The sequence below is a fragment of the Paenibacillus sp. J31P13 genome, assembly GCF_056269295.1.
On the sequence record NZ_JBWDNR010000003.1, the window covers coordinates 47,449 to 67,130 of the forward strand.

The 19,682-nt window shown below is 39.6% G+C and carries 15 protein-coding genes; 12 read left to right on the plus strand and 3 right to left on the minus strand.

Translation table 11 applies throughout. The annotated features are described in order from the left end of the window. The first annotated feature begins 63 nt into the window (after positions 1-63). The 4 genes from AC0YOD_RS11275 to AC0YOD_RS11290 are packed head-to-tail and all read left to right on the plus strand — an operon-like array spanning position 64 to position 7,262. Positions 64-1,536: an ATP-binding protein gene (locus AC0YOD_RS11275; protein WP_475799397.1), complete on the plus strand. Its 1,473-nt coding sequence runs from the start codon at positions 64-66 to the stop codon at positions 1,534-1,536. Continuing rightward, a complete protein-coding gene (locus AC0YOD_RS11280) occupies positions 1,526-4,249 on the plus strand; it encodes a Z1 domain-containing protein (RefSeq protein ID WP_475799398.1) in 2,724 nt (907 codons plus the stop codon). The genes AC0YOD_RS11275 and AC0YOD_RS11280 overlap by 11 nt, the downstream gene beginning before the upstream one ends. 1 nt (position 4,250) lies before the next feature. Beyond that, entirely contained in the window at positions 4,251-5,174 is a 924-nt protein-coding gene (locus AC0YOD_RS11285; RefSeq protein WP_475799399.1) for a PD-(D/E)XK motif protein, read from the plus strand. An 18-nt stretch (positions 5,175-5,192) separates the two neighbouring features. Continuing rightward, on the plus strand, positions 5,193-7,262 hold the full coding sequence (locus AC0YOD_RS11290; RefSeq protein ID WP_475799400.1) for an AIPR family protein: 2,070 nt from the start codon (positions 5,193-5,195) through the stop codon (positions 7,260-7,262). A gap of 58 nt (positions 7,263-7,320) precedes the next feature. Here the strand turns inward: AC0YOD_RS11290 and AC0YOD_RS11295 are convergent, their stop codons facing one another. Beyond that, complete coding sequence (locus AC0YOD_RS11295) at positions 7,321-7,689, minus strand: hypothetical protein (RefSeq protein ID WP_475799401.1); 369 nt, start codon at positions 7,687-7,689, stop codon at positions 7,321-7,323. Positions 7,690-7,965: 276 nt separating this feature from the next. Here AC0YOD_RS11295 and AC0YOD_RS11300 point away from each other — a divergent pair, with 276 nt between their 5' ends. Both AC0YOD_RS11300 and AC0YOD_RS11305 read left to right on the plus strand, forming a co-directional pair. Further along, positions 7,966-9,408: a DNA cytosine methyltransferase gene (locus tag AC0YOD_RS11300; RefSeq protein WP_475799402.1), complete on the plus strand. Its 1,443-nt coding sequence runs from the start codon at positions 7,966-7,968 to the stop codon at positions 9,406-9,408. Positions 9,409-10,460: 1,052 nt separating this feature from the next. Further along, positions 10,461-11,279: a methyl-accepting chemotaxis protein gene (locus AC0YOD_RS11305; protein WP_475799403.1), complete on the plus strand. Its 819-nt coding sequence runs from the start codon at positions 10,461-10,463 to the stop codon at positions 11,277-11,279. Between the two features lie 138 nt (positions 11,280-11,417). On the opposite strand, the gene AC0YOD_RS11310 is transcribed toward AC0YOD_RS11305, so the two are convergent. Beyond that, the gene (locus tag AC0YOD_RS11310; protein WP_475799404.1) at positions 11,418-11,744 is read right to left on the minus strand and encodes a collagen-like protein; all 327 of its coding nucleotides are present in this window, start codon (positions 11,742-11,744) and stop codon (positions 11,418-11,420) included. 304 nt (positions 11,745-12,048) lie between these two features. On the opposite strand from AC0YOD_RS11310, the gene AC0YOD_RS11315 reads away from it, so the two are divergent. The 3 genes from AC0YOD_RS11315 (at position 12,049) to AC0YOD_RS11325 (ending at position 15,935) form a co-directional block, all read left to right on the plus strand. Next, entirely contained in the window at positions 12,049-12,699 is a 651-nt protein-coding gene (locus AC0YOD_RS11315; RefSeq protein WP_475799405.1) for a TetR/AcrR family transcriptional regulator, read from the plus strand. Positions 12,700-12,853: 154 nt separating this feature from the next. Further along, positions 12,854-15,172 (plus strand): ABC transporter permease, encoded by a 2,319-nt coding sequence (locus AC0YOD_RS11320; protein WP_475799406.1) that lies wholly within the window; start codon positions 12,854-12,856, stop codon positions 15,170-15,172. Between the two features lie 4 nt (positions 15,173-15,176). Next, the gene (locus AC0YOD_RS11325) at positions 15,177-15,935 is read left to right on the plus strand and encodes an ABC transporter ATP-binding protein (protein WP_475799407.1); all 759 of its coding nucleotides are present in this window, start codon (positions 15,177-15,179) and stop codon (positions 15,933-15,935) included. A gap of 84 nt (positions 15,936-16,019) precedes the next feature. On the opposite strand, the gene AC0YOD_RS11330 is transcribed toward AC0YOD_RS11325, so the two are convergent. Continuing rightward, positions 16,020-16,739 (minus strand): YebC/PmpR family DNA-binding transcriptional regulator, encoded by a 720-nt coding sequence (locus tag AC0YOD_RS11330; RefSeq protein WP_475799408.1) that lies wholly within the window; start codon positions 16,737-16,739, stop codon positions 16,020-16,022. Positions 16,740-17,031: 292 nt separating this feature from the next. Between AC0YOD_RS11330 and AC0YOD_RS11335 the strand changes: the two genes are divergently transcribed. The 3 genes from AC0YOD_RS11335 (at position 17,032) to AC0YOD_RS11345 (ending at position 19,577) form a co-directional block, all read left to right on the plus strand. Continuing rightward, a complete protein-coding gene (locus tag AC0YOD_RS11335) occupies positions 17,032-17,217 on the plus strand; it encodes a hypothetical protein (protein WP_475799409.1) in 186 nt (61 codons plus the stop codon). Positions 17,218-17,249: 32 nt separating this feature from the next. Beyond that, positions 17,250-18,236, plus strand: coding sequence for a glycosyltransferase family 2 protein (locus tag AC0YOD_RS11340; RefSeq protein WP_475799410.1), 987 nt, complete (start codon positions 17,250-17,252; stop codon positions 18,234-18,236). A 651-nt stretch (positions 18,237-18,887) separates the two neighbouring features. Then, a complete protein-coding gene (locus AC0YOD_RS11345) occupies positions 18,888-19,577 on the plus strand; it encodes a Crp/Fnr family transcriptional regulator (RefSeq protein WP_475799411.1) in 690 nt (229 codons plus the stop codon). The last annotated feature ends 105 nt before the right edge of the window (positions 19,578-19,682 follow it).

A 19,682-nucleotide genomic window follows, 5' to 3' on the forward strand; every position in this document is an offset into this window, starting at 1 on the left:
GGTATATTATTACTATATTCGAAATTAATTAATCAAGATGCACGGCATTTACCGGAGGTCACAATGAAGAGAAAAACACACCCACCCAACGCACCGTCACTTTTTCACTCTATTCGTTCTATAGGGTATTCCCTTGAATCAGCCATAGCTGATTTAATAGACAACAGTATTACAGCAGGTGCTTTAAACATAAGTATCAGGTTTAGTCCTTACGGGCAACCATTTGTAGCAATACTTGATGATGGGACTGGAATGAATCCTGAAGAACTTACTGAGGCAATGCGTCACGGAAGTAAGAATCCAAATGATATTCGTGAAGCCGATGATTTGGGACGGTTTGGCTTAGGATTGAAAACGGCTTCCTTATCACAATGTCGGCGTTTAATTGTGGTAAGTCTTAATAGTGGTACTCTATCGGCTAGATCATGGGATTTGGATGTCATTATTGATGAAGAAGATTGGGTATTATTAGAGTATGAGGACGATGAAATAAAAGACTTACCACTTGTTGATCAACTTCAAAAACAAGAAAAAGGAACTTTGGTAATTTGGCAAGATCTTGATCGTATATTGAATGGAGCGGCTTCTATTGAGACCGCACTTGGTGAAAAGATGGACCTAGCTAGGGAACATCTGTCACAAGTATTCCATCGCTACATTTCTGGTGACCATAGTATGAGGAAAATGAGGGTTCAAATCAATGGCAACCCACTTAAACCGTATGATCCATTTCTGCTTTCCCATCCCGCAACCGAGTCAATGCCGGATGAGATCATATCTATTGAGGGTCATTTGGTTAAAATAAAGCCCTATATTTTACCGCATATCAGTAAGCTGTCTGGTGACGAGATCAGCCTAGCTGGAGGAGAAGAAGGATTACGGAGAAATCAAGGATTTTATATCTACCGAAATAAAAGATTAATATCATGGGGAACATGGTTCCGGCTGACAAAGCAAGGCGAGTTGAGCAAGTTGGCAAGGGTCAGAATTGACATACCCAATTCTATGGATCACTTATGGACATTAGATATAAAAAAGTCTATGGCGACCCCACCAGATTCAGTTCGTCAAAATTTAAAGCGTATTGTCAATAGGATATCGGAAGGTAGTAAGAGAGTGTATACGTTTCGTGGACGGAAAATCAATAATGCAAGTTATGTCCGGTTGTGGGATCGTTACAAAGGAAGGGATGGAGTATGGTATCAGGTTAATAGAAAACACCCACTAGTAGTTTCATTGCTCAACGGTTTTGGCATGGAAGAAAGGGCTGTGTTTGAATTGTTGCTGAGATCTATAGAGGAGAATTATCCAATGGATTCTTTATATTCTGACATGGCATCGGATGAAAGAGTGCAGCCGGACCAAGAAGATGTTTATGACTATTTGAAATCGTTAGCAGAATTACTTGTAAAATCCGGTGGATTGATTGAAGGCGGTAGGCAAAATATTATTGATCAGTTACACACAATAGATCCATTTTGCAATCATCCGGTGGTAACAAATCGAATTCGGGAGGAATTAATGAGTGTCTACTGAAAATGCAAAAAACATCGTCAACGCAGTTTTAATAACCTACGAAGCCTCAATACCAACAGAAGAGGAGATTAAAGACTTAGCAGAGAAACTAAGGTTCGCCTATCCTGTGAGTGACGAGGACTTTGAATATGCTATAAAGAAAATACATTCACGTCGACCAATTAAAATGGATATTGGATCCGCTGTTGTTGCTGAGGAGCATAATTCTTGGTACTACGGAAAGAAACCTGATATTAATCCATACTATTGGGATAGATATGGCAGATATCTAATAAAAGAGGGCTGGAATCCTGGTGTAACGAGAACGTTAGATCGAGTAACAGATAAAATTATGGATTATATGGAAAATCCGAAAAAGGAAGGGAAATGGAGTCGACGAGGGCTAGTAATGGGAGATGTTCAGTCAGGTAAGACATCGACTTATACTGCCCTTTGCTGTAAAGGGGCCGATGCAGGTTATAAGTTAATCATTTTATTGACTGGAACTCTCGAAAACTTACGAAAGCAAACCCAAGAAAGATTAGATGCGGGTTTTGTAGGAGTGGATAGTTCAGGTTTATTATCTCAACAAAAACATAATAAATTTATAGGAACTGGTTTAATCGATGGGAATCGTTATCCTGGTGTATTCACATCTGTAAAAAACGATTTTAAAAGTGACTTAGTAAACCAACTTGGATACAAAGTAGAAGCACATCGAGAACCAACTTTGGTAGTTGTAAAAAAGAATAAAAAAATTCTTGAAAACTTGGAAATTTGGTTAAGATCTCATAACGCGGGTGCAAATGGTTTAATTGATACGCCGTTATTACTTATCGATGATGAAGCTGACAATGCTTCAGTAAATACTAAGGCAAATGGTCAAGAACCTACTGCAATTAACAAGGGTATTCGGTCAATACTCAAGCTATTCACTCGCTCGACATATGTGGGATTTACCGCTACACCGTTTGCCAACATTTTTATAGATCCGGAAACTGACGATAGCATGGAAAAGGACGACCTATTTCCCCACGACTTCATTTACTCTTTAGATCCACCAACTAATTATATTGGGGCGGAGGCTATATTTGGAGAAGATGGCAGTGCATCTTACTGTTTACGGAAAATTACCGACGCGGAAGATTGGATACCTACACCCCACAAGTCCTCTTTAGAAGTGGAGGGTTTGTCAGAAAGTCTTGAAGATGCTTTATATTCTTTTATACTAGCAAACACAATTCGAGACTTACGAAATGAAGGTCCCACCCATCGGTCTATGTTGGTTAACGTAAGTCGCTTCACCGATGTACAAGAAGAGGTTGCAAAAAATCTGGATGCTAGGCTCAGCGAAATTCAAAGAGATATTCGCCATTATAGTCAACTTCCTACCAATGAAGCACATGAGAACGACACAATTTCGATCCTACATGGCACTTGGGAAAAAGAATATTCGGAAACCAATTCAACATGGGAAGATGTCAGACTAGCCTTGTTAAAGGGTGCTCTTCCAATAGTTGTTATGACAGTTAACCAGAAACGCAAGAAAGGCAAAGCTATTCTGGACTATAAGCTCCATAAAGAAAACGGTTTAAGGGTTATTGCTGTGGGGGGGAATAGTCTTTCTCGTGGTTTGACTTTGGAGGGGCTTTGTGTCAGTTACTTTTATCGAAACTCGCAAATGTACGATACTCTTATGCAGATGGGAAGATGGTTTGGATACAGGGAAGATTATGAGGACCTTTGTAGGGTTTGGATGGCTCCGGAAGCTATTCTCTGGTATAGACATATTTCGACTGCCTCAAAAGAATTACGAGAAGAAATTAAAAAAATGGAGGGTATGACGCCAAGAGAATTTGGACTAAAGGTAAGAGCTCATCCCGATTCCGTTATTGTTTCTCTGAGAAACCTTATCGTCACGGCTAAAAATAAAATGCGTACAGCGAAAACAATTGAAAGATTAATTTCCCTAAGTGAGCAAGGCCCAGAAACAACACGGCTGTACACGGATTCATCAAGAATCAAAGTAAATGCTTTAGCAGTGAAGCGTCTAATTTCTGCTTTGGAAGAAGAAAATATTCCGTCAGAAAATTCGGAATATAGCGGCAACAATATTTGGAGAAGGGTACCAAAGGCACTTATTATAAATCTGCTACGTGAGTTTAATATTCATCCTTTGAACCTGAACTTCCAAGGTGAAAATATTGCATCGTTCCTTGAGAGGACTAGCGAAACGATGCTGTCTACTTGGGATGTGGTAATACCAAATGGCGGAGTGGAAAATATTGCTGATATTGCGGGAGTAAAGTATAAGGCTCAGAAGAGAACTGTTGATTTACGGGGCAGAGGAAAGTATATTTTGGTATCGGGCTCGAGTTCACGTGTTGGTTCGCGTGGGGTAGAGAGAGAGGGGATTCCCATCAGTGTTGTTAGACCTATAATTGATTACCATAAAAGTATAAACAAAAATCCATCTGATAAAAAATACAGAGAAGTAAGGGAACGTCCTCTTTTATTGCTTCACATTCTTGATGCATTTCTGGAGAATGGTGAACCAGCAATAACTGATGACGCAGTTAAGGAGATACCTTTAACTGCCTTAGGGCTTAGTTTCCCTAAATTTGATGATTCTGATATGGAGAAAAAAGTTATTTATAAAGCCAATTTGGTAGAGTGGAATAACATGTTTGAGGATGAAATGGATGACGATGAAGATGAGGAGTTAGAAGAATAATATGAAGACAATCGACGAGATTTGGGAGGGGCTTCGACCGGAGGGAGAGCCGATTTATCAAAGGGTTGATGATACTCATATATTGGATTTATACCTTGGGCGTGAGATTACAGGGGAAAGGTTATTAATAATGCTCTCAGATTTTGAACCACCGGTATTCCCACAAGGTCAATCTATAAAGGTGATAAAATCAAAACGAATCGACGGTAACTGGTCGATCATTTTCAAATTGGTGAATGAGGAATTGAAGAAATTATTCTCACAACTTTGTGATGACATTATTCAGTCTAGTAGGGAGTGTCAAGACACTTCGACAGGGGCTTCCTTTATTTATAATCGTTACTTACGGTGGAAAAAGCTATTAGAAAAAGGTTTTTCTGAGGTTTTAGATGAACAGAGTTTACGTGGTTTAGTAGGGGAACTGTTGTTTCTCGATGAACTAATAACAGCATATGGAGCAAGTGTGAGTCTTGGTTCTTGGCTTGGTCCTTCCGGAGCTGACCAGGATTTCAGGTTCTATGATTGTTGGTATGAAGTTAAGACAGTTCGGCGAGGAGCTCAGAGTATAACAATATCATCTGTTGAGCAATTAGATTTACCTTTATATAGTGGTGAACTCGTTGTGATTTATCTTGAAAAAACGAGTGAAAATGAACCAGGATCATTTAATCCTATTGATCTCGCGAACCGAATAAGACAGAGAATATTTGATGTGCAAGCATTGGAACTATTTGATTCAATACTCGAGGGTTTTGGATTTTTCCTCCTGGAAGAATATCGCCAATATTATTTTATTGCAAGACAAACGCGACGGTTTAAAGTAATTGATGATTTTCCTATTATTAGACGCGAAGATCTCAATGCCGGAATTGTAAATGTGAAATATGACATCAGTTTGTCTGCATTAACGTCCTACGAACTGTAGCAACTCGGAGGGAAACTAATGGAACTTATTGAGTACCTAAAAGATTTTATTGAAACAGTAAAATCATTGTCAGTGTCGGAGAGAGACTTTGAGGAGTCAGCCTTTGTCAGTGTATCAGCGAAAAAACTCATGGAAGCCGAAGAACTTGATGATTTTGAATCCTGTTACTATGAAGGGACTGGACGAAAAAAACGAAAACTGCAAGTTCACGGATATTCTTTTGATGATGTTGATGGATCCGTTAGACTATTTATTTCCAGTTACCATGGTAAAGATGAACTTGCAACACTTACGCAGACAGAAATAAGTAAATTGTTTGATCGGCTTAGAACATTCGTAGAAGAATCCTTAAATGGAAGTTTACATCCCACAGTGGATGAAAGCTCTCCAGGCTTCGGTTTAGCGTATGAGCTATATAAAAGAAGAGACGAAATTCGATGTCTCAAGCTGTATCTGATCACTGATTATGTGTTGAGCAGCAGGGTTAAAGACTTAACTGAAGATGAGATATTCGGGAAAAAAGTAGAGTATAGTGTTTGGGATATATCTAGGTTCTACCGTGTACATGAATCAATGACAGGAAAAGATCCCTTACATATAGACTTTATGCAATACGAAGGGAAAGAAGTGTACTCTCTCCAAGCGGGGGGGAAGGAAGGCGAATATAAAGCCTATCTATGCATGATCCCTGGGGACGTGCTAGCTCAGATTTATGATCGTTTTGGAAGCAGGTTACTTGAAGGAAACGTAAGATCGTTTCTAAGTACAAAAGTGAAAGTGAACCAAGGCATAAGAAATACAATAATAAATGAGCCGGAAATGTTTTTTGCTTATAATAATGGTATTTCTGCTACAGCAACGGATGCTGTATTTGAAAAAACTGAGACTGGTTTGCAACTGACTTCAGCAACTAATCTACAGATCGTGAATGGTGGTCAAACAACCGCATCGCTTCTTATGACAAAAATTAAAGACAAGGCAGACTTGTCTAATGTTTATGTGCAAATGAAGTTATCGGTTGTAAGTTCTGAGACTGCAGATACAGTGATACCACTAATTGCACGCTATGCTAACAGCCAGAACGGCATAAAAGATGCGGACTTCTTTGCTAATCATCCTTATCACATCAGAATTGAGAGTCTATCAAGAAGGTTATGGGCACCTAGGGTTGGTGGGGTACAATATGAGACTCATTGGTTTTATGAAAGAGCACGAGGTCAATACCTCAATGAACAATCAAAAATGACTCCGGCTGAGAAGAGAAACTTTTTGCTTCAAAATCCTCGCCATCAACAAATCTCTAAAACGGATTTGGGAAAATTCCATTTTTCATGGAGAGGATTTCCACATTTAGTGAGCCTAGGTCCACAAAAGAATTTCAGGCATTATGCTACTTGGATATCAAAGCAATGGACAGATTCAGATTTAGAGTATAACGAAGACTATTTTAAAAATTCGGTTGCCTTAGCTATCCTCTTTAAGAGAACTGAATCCCTCATATCAGAACAGCCATGGTATCAAAACAACTTTCGTCCAAATATCGTAACATACAGCATTGCGTTGCTGTCCCATATAATTGCTAGTAAATACAATGGTATGTCGTTAGACCTTAAGGTGATTTGGAACCGTCAAATTATTACTGATATTGTACTTCAACAACTGACGATCATATCAAAAGCTGTTTATGAGATTATCACATCTCCGGAACTTGGAATTCAAATAGTTCAGGAATGGTGTAAGAAAATTGAATGTTGGGAAAAGGTTAAAAAGATTGAAATAGAAATTGTCAACGGTTTTGAAGAGGCTTTAGTTAGTACATCCGAGGTTAAGAAAATAGAAAAACACTCAAAAGTTCAACAGAAGGTTGATAATGGTATAGATGCTCAGGTGAAAATATTGAATCTAGGACCAAATTATTGGAGCAGCCTAAAGCAATTTGCTCAACAAAACAGATTGATGACCCCCGAAGAAGAAAAATTAATCAATATTGCGGTGAAAATGTCGAGTGGGATAGTGCCATCTGACAAACAGAGCTTGCGTCTGTTGGTCATAAATGACAGGATTACGTTGGAAGGTTTTACGGGATAGAAAATGAGAATATATGATTCATTAGTAAAATTGATCGCTAATCGTAAGAGATTCAAGGCTATTTTAAATACATAGAGTAGATTTCCAAGATATTATTTAGTCCATCAAATAACATTTGAACTTCTGCAGTTCTCTCAGCGTCATCACCATTCGTTGAACAAGTTTTTATATCGGCATGTGGTGATGCAGTAGCTACTTGTGACTCCAAAAAATAATCAGCCGGAAAATCAAAAAAATCATTAATTTTATTGATATGACTATTGTATATTTCTTGGTTTAATCCATCTGCCTTTATAATCTGTTCAATGTCTGATGTTGAAAGGCTTGTTAGTTTCGATAGAGACAGTTTCGAGTAACCTTCTGACCGCATGAATATGATTATATTTTTTGCAATAGTCTCTTGTTGTTCAAAAAAATTAATAGTCATTATAACACCCCTCTTAATTTTTTAGGACATGAGTTAGCTTTATAGGTATTGTACAAATATTGAAGATGAAACTATTTTACCATATTAATGTGATGATTTTATGCTGCTAGAGGTCGGGCAATTATGTTTGATTGTTTGCACTTTATCCCAAGTTGGATGGAGTGCTTTTTCAGTAACGTCACAATACAGTTAGTCGTGTTCATAAAATGTCGAACCTTTGTTCTAAAACGATGGTATAATGATTTTGAATGATTATAAATGAAGGTGCGATTTTCTATGTCTAAATATAAAGTACTGGACCTATTTGCTGGTGGTGGTGGGTTTTCTACTGGTTTTCAGATGGCAAATTTGAGTAACCATGGATTCGAAATCGTAAAAGCAGTTGAGATCGATGAGGAAGCATGCAATACACTCGCGATTCATTTAGGGGAAGATAAGGTTATAAAAGGTGATATTACCGATCCGGCAGTAAAACAAAAAATTATTTCAGAATGTAAAAACGTTGTTGATGTAATAATTGGTGGACCACCATGTCAAACATTTTCTCTAGCAGGTCCGTCACGATCTGGAAAAGCCGAAATGCGAGAGGCACTAAAAAATGATCCTAGAAATACGTTATACAAACACTTCTTTGAACTGGTCGAGGCAATAGGACCAAGGTTTGTGGTGTTTGAAAATGTTGAAGGTATAATTTCTAAAGAGATTGAAGACGAACTGAATAAAAAACAACAGGTTGCTATCGAGGTAATTTGTGATGAATTAGAGTCTTTGGGGTATAATACATACCTTGAGGATAGAATTGCTGAGCGATATCAAGTGCTTAATGCCGCGGATTTTGGTGTGCCACAACAGCGGAAACGTGTAATTATTATTGGGAATTTGCATGGTAGGCACAATATATTGCCCGTGAAAACTACCGAAGGGAATCACGTAACCATAAAAGAGGCGATTGGTAAATTACCAGTTGTGTTGCCTGAAATGAGTACAAAAACAGACCTTCTCAAATTTAAAAATATCTTGAATAATTTTGAAAAAAGCTTTGGTAAATTTATAGATACGATTAACGGTCTTAAGCAGATCTATAAAGGTAATGTTGAGATACAGAGTGAAGAGTTTTCCGAACTAGTCAGTCATGTGAATGTAAACGGCAATAAGCTTATGAGAAATGAATTCCAAAGGGAACTAGAATTAAAAGAGTTTATCAAAGAGTATAACATCAAGCTTAAAGCGTTCGTTAGCCTGTATAATGAAAATTATAAAACGTACCATACTTCAAGAATTCATAATTTTCGAGATGTTATAATCTTCAGTCATATGCAACAAGGGACAAGTTCAGCTCAGTTTATTAAAAATGACTCTCCTGTTTATGATGAGTTTTTAGATGATTTATATCCATATAATAGAACTAAACATGTAGATACTTACGTTAAACATTCGTGGAATAGGCCATCTAACACTATCTTGTCGCATATGCAAAAAGATGGATTGAAATTTGTTCACCCCGAACAACCGAGGACATTTACACCTTATGAAGCGGCAATGATTCAATCATTTCCACCTAGCTATGTTTTTAGTGGCAAACGAAACGCTCAATACAGACAGATTGGAAATGCGGTTCCTCCGCTTCTCGCTAAGAGCATTGGCGAAGCGGTATTGAGAATGCTAGTAAGTATAGATGCTGAACAGACCGAAAATGAGGCAGAAAAGAGTTTGGTTTGATTTAGTGGATCAAATAAAAAATATATTTTTAATCGTATTAACTATGAAAACCCAGACTTTAAGGAGTCTGGGCTTTTCTTATATGAAGAGGATCCGGTGAAAGGAGTATGATGTAAATATAAAACTCCCCTCGAATATGCATAGCCGGATTATCGCCCAAAGGACTAAAACCTGTTGATATTAGATAATACAACCTAACTTTAAATAATAAATAAAAGCTCTCCAGCCCCCATAGAATAAGGCTAATTAAGAAAAGAAAAAACGCACTAATGAAAACCAATGTTAATTGGACAGGGGTTCAAATCCCCTCGCCTCCACCAATACCATGAAAAACCCGACCTCGTGAGGTCGGGTTTTTGTTTTTTAGTCCAAAAGAATTTCTATAAGGAGGATAACTCAATGTTGATGGTGAATTTCTTCCGGATGAGGCATGGACTTACTTAGAGTCCAGAAGTTGATCCTGATGTGATTGTTAATCCTATCAACGCTATCTCTAGAGTATCTAATAAACATAGAATAGATGTTGAAACATTAACCTCAGTGAAGAGTCTTTTGGGAAGAAGATTGAAGCCAATTACATATTCAGAGTTAACTTTTGCTAGTATTCATGATCTCCTCGTTAAGATTTGGAAATCAATTATTAATTCCAGTGAAGTGATTATAATAGCTATCTGGTCCGAATCTTTCTTAGTAGATGTTAAAAGTAACTTTAATTTATCTTCGCTGTTATTACAGACTATTGAAAAGGAATTCCCAAAGGACTGGGGATCGCCTAGATTTAATTTGACTAAAATAGAATAACTAAATTATTTGCGATCTAGGGTTTCGAAGCCTCTCGCCTCCACCATCATCAAATCCATCCGTGTGAGGATGGTTTTTTTGTTATATTTTGCCCATAAATATATATAGTTCTTTCAGATGATTTGGCAAAAGAAATTTATTATATCAGAATATATATCCCTGAAATACACCAATTATGGTAAAATAAAATTTTTGATAAAAATGATTAAATTAAGTTTTATTACATAGTGACGTATTGAGGAGAATCCAAGATGAACAGAATTGAATCCTTAGAAACTGTAGTTGCTATGATTCCAATCCTAAAGGCGGCAGTTCCTGCTGAATTATCGATTGCTATTTGTGATACAGAGAAATTTATTGCTTATTGGCCAGGAGAAAATATTGATTTGCAGATACGAGTCGGTCAGCTGTTGCACCACGAGGAGCCGTTAACACAGGCGATTCGGGATAATGTAGCGCTAAAGTCGGAGGTGCCTGCTGCATTTTATGGTTTTGAATTTACGGGGACTGCTACACCGCTCCACGGCTCCGATGGCAATGTGATCGGCGGCATAGCCATTCAGCTTCGCAAACAAAGTGAATTAATAGCCATTGCCGATCAAATTTCGGTTTCACTAACACAAGCTAACAATCAGCTCTCACAAGTGGCGGAAGGTTCGGTTATACTGACGGAGAATGCCCAACAGTTGCTTATGCTAGCCCATCAGACTGTAATACAGGTAAACGAAACAGACAAAGTTGTATCGATTGTTAAAAGAGTAGCGGACCAAACTAATTTCTTAGGCATTAATGCAGCAATTGAAGCAGCTCATGCAGGGGATCGAGGAAGAGGATTCGGCATTGTAGCGAGCGAGATACGGAAACTATCCACTGAAACACTTACCTCCACGAACGCGATTCAGCAAACATTGAAAACATTCGAAGAGGCGATAAGCGAAATGCGTGTATCTATTGAACATATGACGGCAATCGTTGAGCAGCAGGCAACGTCGTCAAGACAGGTTACGGATTTTATTGAAGAGGTTCATCGGATGTCGGAGCAGTTGAATAATTACGCAAAGAGATTATAACTCAATTCTAGGGGACGTCCTTGTACATTACTCGAATACTGTGCCGTATGCATACTAAAGCTAGTAGGCTGTTTTGCTTTTTTCACAAACTAGAAAAAGCTCCATCCCTAATGGGACGGAGCTTTTTCTAGTTTTCGGTTAAACACATGTGAATGATTGGATAGACTGCAAGCTCAGCCCAGTGTACATCCAAAATCTTCCGTTCCACTGAAACCCCGCAACCGATGTGCGTCCTAAGAAGACCGGGAAAAACCAGAATTGATTTCCATTCACGAGCCAAATGTACGTATTCCTAAACATACAACGGGAAATTGCTCCCGGGTCAACAGCAAAGGGCGAGACCGCAGGTTGTTGAGGGATAAATCCCGGTGGAGGTGAGCTGGGTGCCATCGGCTGTCCCGGCTGTCCTGGAGGTCCCGGTGGCCCAGGAAATCCTGGGGGGCCAAAAGGCGGGAAAATTGACATGATCTTGTCACTCCTTATTTGAAGGGCTAAAATATTGTATGTAGGAGCGGAGATAAGGGAATGGGCGAATCTAATATTTTAAAATGCAGCAAGTTGATTTGATTTGGAGCCACGATTGCACGCTGAGGTGATATGTTAATAGAACAGATACGTTTTAATAGCGTACTTCGGGGTGAAAGCGTTATATTATTGATGTGTTTTATGTGTCTTTTTTTGACATAATTTAGAATCCCATTGACATCACAAAGTAGTATGTTACTATTTAACTGACAGGCAGTCGGTCTGTTATGGAGGAGGCATTAAAATGAGAGTTGTAAAAGAAGCCGAGGAACGCAGGAACGAAATACTTGACGCGGCGGATCAGCTTTTTGGTCAGAAAGGTTTTGACGGCACGAGTACAAATGATATTCTCGAAAAGGTCGGAATTGCGCGAGGAACGCTGTATTATCACTTCAAGTCTAAACAGGATATTATGGACGCGCTGATTGAGCGGTATAGTGTCCGTCTCTTAGGTGCGGCGCAGAAAATTGGTGTAGACAAGAATATTCCCTTAAATGAGCGTATTATTGGCGTTGTAATGGCTCTGAACATAAGTGACGGAAGCAGCAAGGAAATTATGGATCACATTCATAAGCCGCAGAACGCGCTTATGCATCAAAAAATACAAAAGGTCATCATCAACGGCGTTCCTCCGATACTGACGGTAATAATCCGCGAGGGCATTGAGCAAGGAGTGTTCAGCACGCCGTTCCCGTATGAATGCATGGAAATGGTTGTGACATATATGAATACCGTTTTTGATGATGATATGGTTGAAATGACGAACGAGGAGCGCACCTCACGCATGCAGGCGTTTGTTTTTAACGTAGAAAGGCTGCTTGGAGCCGAAAGCGGAAGCCTAATGTCCGTCGTTATGCAGATGTTTGGCAACGGAAATGGGGGAAGCACTGAATAATTCGGGAAAATCCTTCGGAGAGTTTCTTCTTCTGTGGTCGTGATAGCTTACTTCAGTGATAGGAAGCGGGCTATCGCTGGGATTTTGATAGGTGTTACTTAGTAATTCTGTACAACTTAAAGTCAGTTAAAAGTTTTGAAAACAGAGGTGACTTATGTATAACAGATTAATCCGTAATGACATTTTAAAGAGCAAGGCAATTACGCTGACAACAATGATATTTGTCGCTGTCTCAGCTATGCTTGTTTCGCTCGCGGCTATACTCATCGTCAATCTTTCGGGCGGGCTAGATACGCTTATGAAACAAGCTAAAACGCCGCATTTTATGCAGATGCATTCGGGTGAAATTGATATTGCGCGGCTTACATCTTTTGCAGATAAAAATAAAAATGTTGATGACTTTCAGGTGATTGAATTTCTCAACATGGACGGTGCACAGATTATTTTGAGCGATCGTTCGCTTTCAAATAGTGTTCAGGATAATGGCTTCAGCATACAGAGCGAAAAATTCGATTATCTTCTTGATCTTGACGGAAACATCATAAACGTAGCCGATGGTGAGCTATATGTTCCAATAAGCTACATGAGGGACAAAACAACAAAGGTCGGTGATAAGGCCGTAATAAGCGGAAAGGAATTTACCGTTGAGGGATTTCTCCGAGATTCGCAGATGAATTCCACGCTCTCCGCCTCAAAGAGATTTCTTGTCAGTGAAAATGATTACACGGAAATAAAAAGCCTTGGAAGTACGGAGTATCTGATTGAGTTCAGGTTAAAGGATTTGTCTGCGCTCGGCTCATTTGAGGCTGATTATGCCTCCGCAGGACTTGAAGCGAACGGACCAACGGTTACATATCGACTATTCAAAACGATGAACGCACTTTCAGACGGGATGATGATTGCGGTTATACTTCTTGTAAGCGCACTTGTCGTTGCAATTGCATTTATGTGCATACGATTTACGCTCCTTGCGAAAATCGAGGACGACTACCGCGAAATTGGCGTTATGAAGGCAATAGGGCTGCGTGTTTCCGACATAAAAAAGATATATCTTGCGAAATACGCAGCGATTGCGGCAGTAGGCAGTATTCTCGGTTTTGCACTTTCGATTATGTTCAAAGGCATGCTTCTTGAAAATATACGGCTTTATATGGGTGAAAGCGAAAATTCTTCTTTTGCCTTGCTTTTCGGGATAATCGGCATACTGTTTGTATTCCTTGCCATTATTGCCTATGTAAGTGGAGTGCTGAGACGCTTTCGGAAAATATCCGCTGCGGAAGCCATACGTTTTGGCACTACACAGGAAAAAAACGCGGGCGCAAAGCGCTTTAATCTGAGCGGAAACAGGCTGCTTCACATGAATATTTTTCTTGGTATCAAAGATGTTCTCGCAAGGAAAAGACTTTACGCCACAATGCTTGTAGTGCTGGTGATTTCGGCATTTATCATTATTGTTCCTCAGAACCTGTACAACACGATTTCCTCAAAAAGCTTTATTCATTATATGGGTATTGGAAGCTACGATATGCGCATTGATATTCAGCAGACCGACAATATCTCTGAAAAAACGGCTGAAATTATAAAAATGTTGAACAGCGACAGTACCATTTCAAAGTATGCTGTCCTTACAACAAAAACATTCAAAGTAAAAACGGAAGACGGATCGGAGGGAAATATAAAAGTTGAACTCGGCGATCATTCGATATTCCCTATAGAATATTCCAAGGGCAGAGCACCCTCCGCTGAAAACGAAATTGCACTTTCGACTTTGAACGCCGATGAGCTGAGCAAAAAGGTCGGCGATGTCATTACGCTAGTGATTGAGGGGAAAGAGAAAAATCTCACGATCAGCGGAATTTATTCGGACATTACCAACGGCGGCAAAACCGCAAAGTCTGTTTTTACCGACAATTCGGCAGATATTATGTGGAGCATTATTTGTGCGGAAATTTCGGATAAAACTCTCGTCGACGAAAGAACTTCGGAATATGCGGACAGGTTTGTTTTTGCAAAGATTTCAGACATTGATGAATTTGTTACACAGACATTCGGCTCCGTAATAGACTCCGTCCGAAAGGCCTCCAGTGCCGCAATTGCCGTTGCGCTCATTATAACGGTGCTGGTTATCCTGTTGTTTATGAGAATGCTTATCGCAAAGGACAGATATTCCATTGCCGTCATGAAAGCGATTGGTTTTACAAACTCGGATATTAAGGCGCAGTATGTTTCGCGTTCGGTATTCGTTCTGATTGTCGGAATTGTTCTCGGCACGCTTCTGGCTAACACTCTCGGAGAGATGCTTGCGGGTGCGGTGATTTCTTCCTTTGGAGCGTCGACGTTTAAGTTTGCGGTCAATCCACTTTCGGCTTATCTGTTTAGTCCGCTAATGATGATATGCTCGGTACTTATCGCAACAATGATTAGCACATCGGGCGCGGGACAAATAAAAATTTCTGAAAATATAAAGGAGTAGGCATATGAAGAAGATTATTATCGGTGATCATATTGTGAAATCTTTCGGCGAGGGCGATGAAAAGCGCAATATTCTTGACGGAGTGTCCGCCTACATAAACGAGGGCGAGTTCGTTGCGGTTATGGGACCTTCGGGCTCGGGAAAATCAACGCTGATGTTTGCTCTAAGCGGAACGGATGGTGTTAATGACGGGAAGGTCGTTTTTGACGGCAAGGATTTATCGGCGGTCGGGGAGAATGAGCTTTCAGATATACGCAGAATAAAAATGGGATTTGTATTCCAACAGCCAACTATGCTGAAAAACCTGAATATACTCGACAACATCATTCTTCCGTCAATGCGCGACAACAGAAAAAATACTGCAAAAATTTCGGAGAAGGCAAGAGAGCTTATGAAAAGGGTAGGCATTCTGGAGCTAGAAAAGCGCGACATTACTCAGGTTTCAGGAGGTCAGCTTCAGCGTGCGGGAATATGCCGAGCGCTTATTAACAGCCCGAAAATCATCTTCGGCGACGAGCCGACGGGTTCGCTCAATTCAAAATCTGCGCAGGAGATTATGGACATATTTTCCGAAATCAACGCGGAAGGTACTGCGGTTATGCTTGTTACTCACGATGCCAAGGTTGCGGCGCAGACGGAGCGTATTATGTTTATGCGCGATGGAACAATCGTGAGCGAACTGAAGCTTCCAAGGTTTGACGGGACAGATATGGATGGCAGGGTCGAGAAAGTAACGGTGAAAATGAGGGAAATAGGAATATGATATCCATTGTTGCTCCTAACAAATACCCTATTAATAAAGAGATGAAGCCATGGGCTCCATCTCTTTATTAATAAGGATTGGATACTACTCTTCGAGCTCAACGTTATGGTACACTTGCTGCACGTCCTCGAGATTCTCGATAACGTCGAGCATTTTCTCGAATTGCGCCTGCGCGTCAGCCGGCAGCGTTAAGTCGTTTTGTGCGAGCATTGTCAGCTCAGCAACGGTGAATTCCGTTATGCCAGCGTTTTTGAGCGCTTCCTGCACCGCATGGAATTGCTCTGGATCGGCGTATACGATAACAGAGTCTTCCTCCTCTAGTACGTCGCGAACATCCACTTCTGCTTCTACCAAAGTCTCAAATACCTCATCTGCTGTCTTGCCGCTCATACCGATAACTGCTGTTGCATCGAACATATAAGCTACAGACCCGCTTACTCCCAAGCTGCCGCCGTTCTTCGTAAATGCGGAGCGTACCTCGGAAGCGGTACGGTTCACATTATTAGTCAACGCATCAACGATAACCATCGCACCGTTAGGACCGAAGCCTTCATAACGAAGCTCGTCGTAGTTCTCTTCCGCGCCGCCCTTTGCTTTCTCAACCGCACGGTCAATAATCGCTTTTGGCACATTGTACGTTTTTGCACGCTCAAGTACAACTTTCAATGCGCGGTTTGATTCTGGATCCGGCTCGCCGGATTTAGCTGCTACATAGATCTCGCGACCGAACCGGGCATAGATGCGGCTTGTTTGTCCGTCTTTTGAAGCTTTCTTCTCTTTGATATTATTCCATTTGCGTCCCATACTGTTATTCCCGCTCTCTTTAGCTTATAGATTAAATACGTTAATAAAGCTTGTACGTTATTAATAATATTTTATAGGTTATTCGCTGGGGATTGCAACCCCGCCGCTAGATAAAGGCAATAAACTCTGGATAATAGTTTTTCATATTGTAACCACAGTTACATTATTTTATAGAGAAACATATTAGAATACGTATATAAAATTAATATTTCAGTGCGTTGTAGTTATGTTTTAAATAATAGTAATGGTTTTCTTATATGGAAATAGAATGTTTGTACGATGGAGGTAGCAGATGACGATTTCGATCATACTATATGCTGAGCATATGGAAAGAACTCTATATTGTATGAACAGTATACAGTTACATACCCGGCTAGCTTATGAGCTTATCGTTATTAATGAATTACTTGATGAATATGCATGGGATGCCTATCAAGATATAGCTAAAGTCAAGTTCTTAACTGGTCGAGTTCCTTAACTGTAATGGAGGGATTTAAGAGAGCCGCGGCTATGACTGAGGGCGATTTGATCGTCTTTATGTATGACTATATTGCTGTGACAACACACTGGGATGAGGATTTCATCTCAGCTTTTCATCTGAATCATGGACTAGCCATGTTGTCACCGATCTTGAATACTGAGCTTGATGTACCTGTTGATGCAAATGAATCTAATCCCTTAAATGCGCTAAATGGGTATGCGAGAGAAATCCGTTTAACAACTCGTAGTAGCGACAGTGTAAGCACAAATGCGATGGATCGTGCGATGATTTGTGTGAGTAAGAAGATTTTTATGGAAACTACTAATTTTACAAGTGAATGTCATGCATTAGAGAAATCTTTTTCTGCTTATAGCCTACATTTATCGGAGTCGGGTTACGAGTCGGCCATTTTACAAGATTGTATGGTGATTAATACGACTCCGTTTACAGAAAAATTAACAATGCCCATGGAACAAGAGCATGATGATACTGATTTTAGAGTAAGTATTAGCTTATGTATGATTGTGAAAAATGATGAAAACACGCTCGCACGCTGTTTGTCGACCGTCCATGATTTAGTAGATGAGATTATTATTGTTGATACAGGTTCATCGGATAGAACGAAACAAATCGCAGCGCAGTTTACGGATAGAATCTATGATTTTGAACGGGTGGATAATTTTGCTAAGGCAAGAAACCATGCTTTTAGTTTCGCTACAAAGGATTATGTGATGTGGCTTGATGCGGACGATGTAATCCAAGCAGTAGATCAGCAGCGTCTCAAAGAAACTTTAAGGGAGATTACTCCTGATATTGATTATATTTCAATGCCCTATCTTCACTCGTTCAATGAACAAGGACAAGTACAAAGTAGAAGTATCCTGAATCGAATTGTGAAACGTTCACTGCATTTTAATTGGCATGGTGGAGAGCATGAATATTTAGAGGTATCTGGGAATAGATTGATTTCTTCTGCAGCGGTAACGCATAAGCGTGAGCATGTTCATACGATGTGAAAACTTCAAATGTATGATAGGAGAGAGCAGCAAGGAGAGCCATTTACGTCTCTAGATTTATTTTATTACGGAAATGAATTGTATGATCATAAGCGATGGGAACAAGCTATATTGAAGTATGAGCTTTTTCTGGAATGTGAAGATGGATGGATTGAGGATCAGATTTTAGCATGTGGACGTTTAGCCGATTGTTATTATGAGGTAGGCCATATTAAGGATGCAAAAAATATGCTGTTAAAATCCTTTATATATATATTTGTTATGACCGCTTGAGTATGCACGAAAAAGCCTATGAGCATTATGAAGCAGCGGCTCAATATGAATCTAATCACCCAAGTGCTGTACAATCGAAGTGGTTTCTGGGAATATCCTAATACATACTAGAATAATTTGAGAAATGGAGGACGAGACTTCAAATCGCCTCGCCTTCACCGTGTAAACTCCGACAGCTAGAGGTCGGTGTTTTTGTTTATCTCTGGCATGTTCATCTATTAATTTTTCAGTACTCTTCATGTATCTTATTTTATTAGTGTTATAATTTAAATTAGATTTAATGATTAAATTTTTTTTTAATCTCTCACCTTTTTAGTTTGCAATGGCGATCCGATCAATGTTGAAATGGTTGAAATACTATTAATACTGGAGGCAGCTATGAAGATAAGCCCACAATTATTACGAGATTTCCCACTCTTCGAAAATCTTGACGATGAACATTTGGCTGAAATTTCTAATTTATGCAGTAAGCGTATTTATATAAAAGGAGAATCAATCTTCCTTGAAGGTGAGGAAGGGGATGCTCTCTATCTAGTTATATCTGGCGTTATTCAAATTTATCAAGATAACAATTCCAGAGATGTGATTCTTTCTATTTTTAGAGAAGGTGACTTCTTTGGAGAGATGGCCTTGTTGCAAAATGAAAGAGTACGCTCTGCTTCTGCTAGAACAATCGAGAAATCCACTGTATGTATTTTAAAAAAACGTGATTTCATTCCCTTATTAAAAAGTAAGCCTGAAATACTGATCTGCATATTGGAAACAACCTTGGATCGTCTACGTGATGCCAATAAATTAATTACGGGCTTGACCATTCTCGACGTGCGTACACGGATTGCTCGTATGTTGTTACGACTAACAGAACAACATGGAGTACCCACTGCTGAAGGTGTTTTAATCGATTTGAAACTAACACATCAGCATATGGCAGATATGACGGGAACGGCGCGTGAAACAGTGACCAAGTCATTGCTTGAATTACAAAACGAGCAATTGATACGTATTGATCAGAAGAAGATACTGATATGTAACATGGATACCCTTAGGAATATGCTTGATGAAGCTTGAACATAATAAATTAATGGATATACGGAGGATAAAGATGAATGGAAAATAAGGAGGGGGTTATTGAAAAGTGAATGTAAGGGAGGAAGTGTTGCAATTCAGCGTGGG

Excerpts from the sequence above, each read along its gene's own strand:
- AC0YOD_RS11300 (WP_475799402.1), top strand. The coding sequence starts at position 7,966 with ATGTCTAAATATAAAGTACTGGACCTATTTGCTGGTGGTGGTGGGTTT.
- AC0YOD_RS11310 (WP_475799404.1), bottom strand. The coding sequence starts at position 11,744 with ATGTCAATTTTCCCGCCTTTTGGCCCCCCAGGATTTCCTGGGCCACCG.
- AC0YOD_RS11325 (WP_475799407.1), top strand. The coding sequence starts at position 15,177 with ATGAAGAAGATTATTATCGGTGATCATATTGTGAAATCTTTCGGCGAG.
- AC0YOD_RS11340 (WP_475799410.1), top strand. The coding sequence starts at position 17,250 with ATGACTGAGGGCGATTTGATCGTCTTTATGTATGACTATATTGCTGTG.
- AC0YOD_RS11330 (WP_475799408.1), bottom strand. The coding sequence starts at position 16,739 with ATGGGACGCAAATGGAATAATATCAAAGAGAAGAAAGCTTCAAAAGAC.
- AC0YOD_RS11335 (WP_475799409.1), top strand. The coding sequence starts at position 17,032 with ATGACGATTTCGATCATACTATATGCTGAGCATATGGAAAGAACTCTA.
- AC0YOD_RS11315 (WP_475799405.1), top strand. The coding sequence starts at position 12,049 with ATGAGAGTTGTAAAAGAAGCCGAGGAACGCAGGAACGAAATACTTGAC.
- AC0YOD_RS11285 (WP_475799399.1), top strand. The coding sequence starts at position 4,251 with ATGAAGACAATCGACGAGATTTGGGAGGGGCTTCGACCGGAGGGAGAG.
- AC0YOD_RS11305 (WP_475799403.1), top strand. The coding sequence starts at position 10,461 with ATGAACAGAATTGAATCCTTAGAAACTGTAGTTGCTATGATTCCAATC.
- AC0YOD_RS11275 (WP_475799397.1), top strand. The coding sequence starts at position 64 with ATGAAGAGAAAAACACACCCACCCAACGCACCGTCACTTTTTCACTCT.
- AC0YOD_RS11295 (WP_475799401.1), bottom strand. The coding sequence starts at position 7,689 with ATGACTATTAATTTTTTTGAACAACAAGAGACTATTGCAAAAAATATA.
- AC0YOD_RS11320 (WP_475799406.1), top strand. The coding sequence starts at position 12,854 with ATGTATAACAGATTAATCCGTAATGACATTTTAAAGAGCAAGGCAATT.
- AC0YOD_RS11290 (WP_475799400.1), top strand. The coding sequence starts at position 5,193 with ATGGAACTTATTGAGTACCTAAAAGATTTTATTGAAACAGTAAAATCA.
- AC0YOD_RS11345 (WP_475799411.1), top strand. The coding sequence starts at position 18,888 with ATGAAGATAAGCCCACAATTATTACGAGATTTCCCACTCTTCGAAAAT.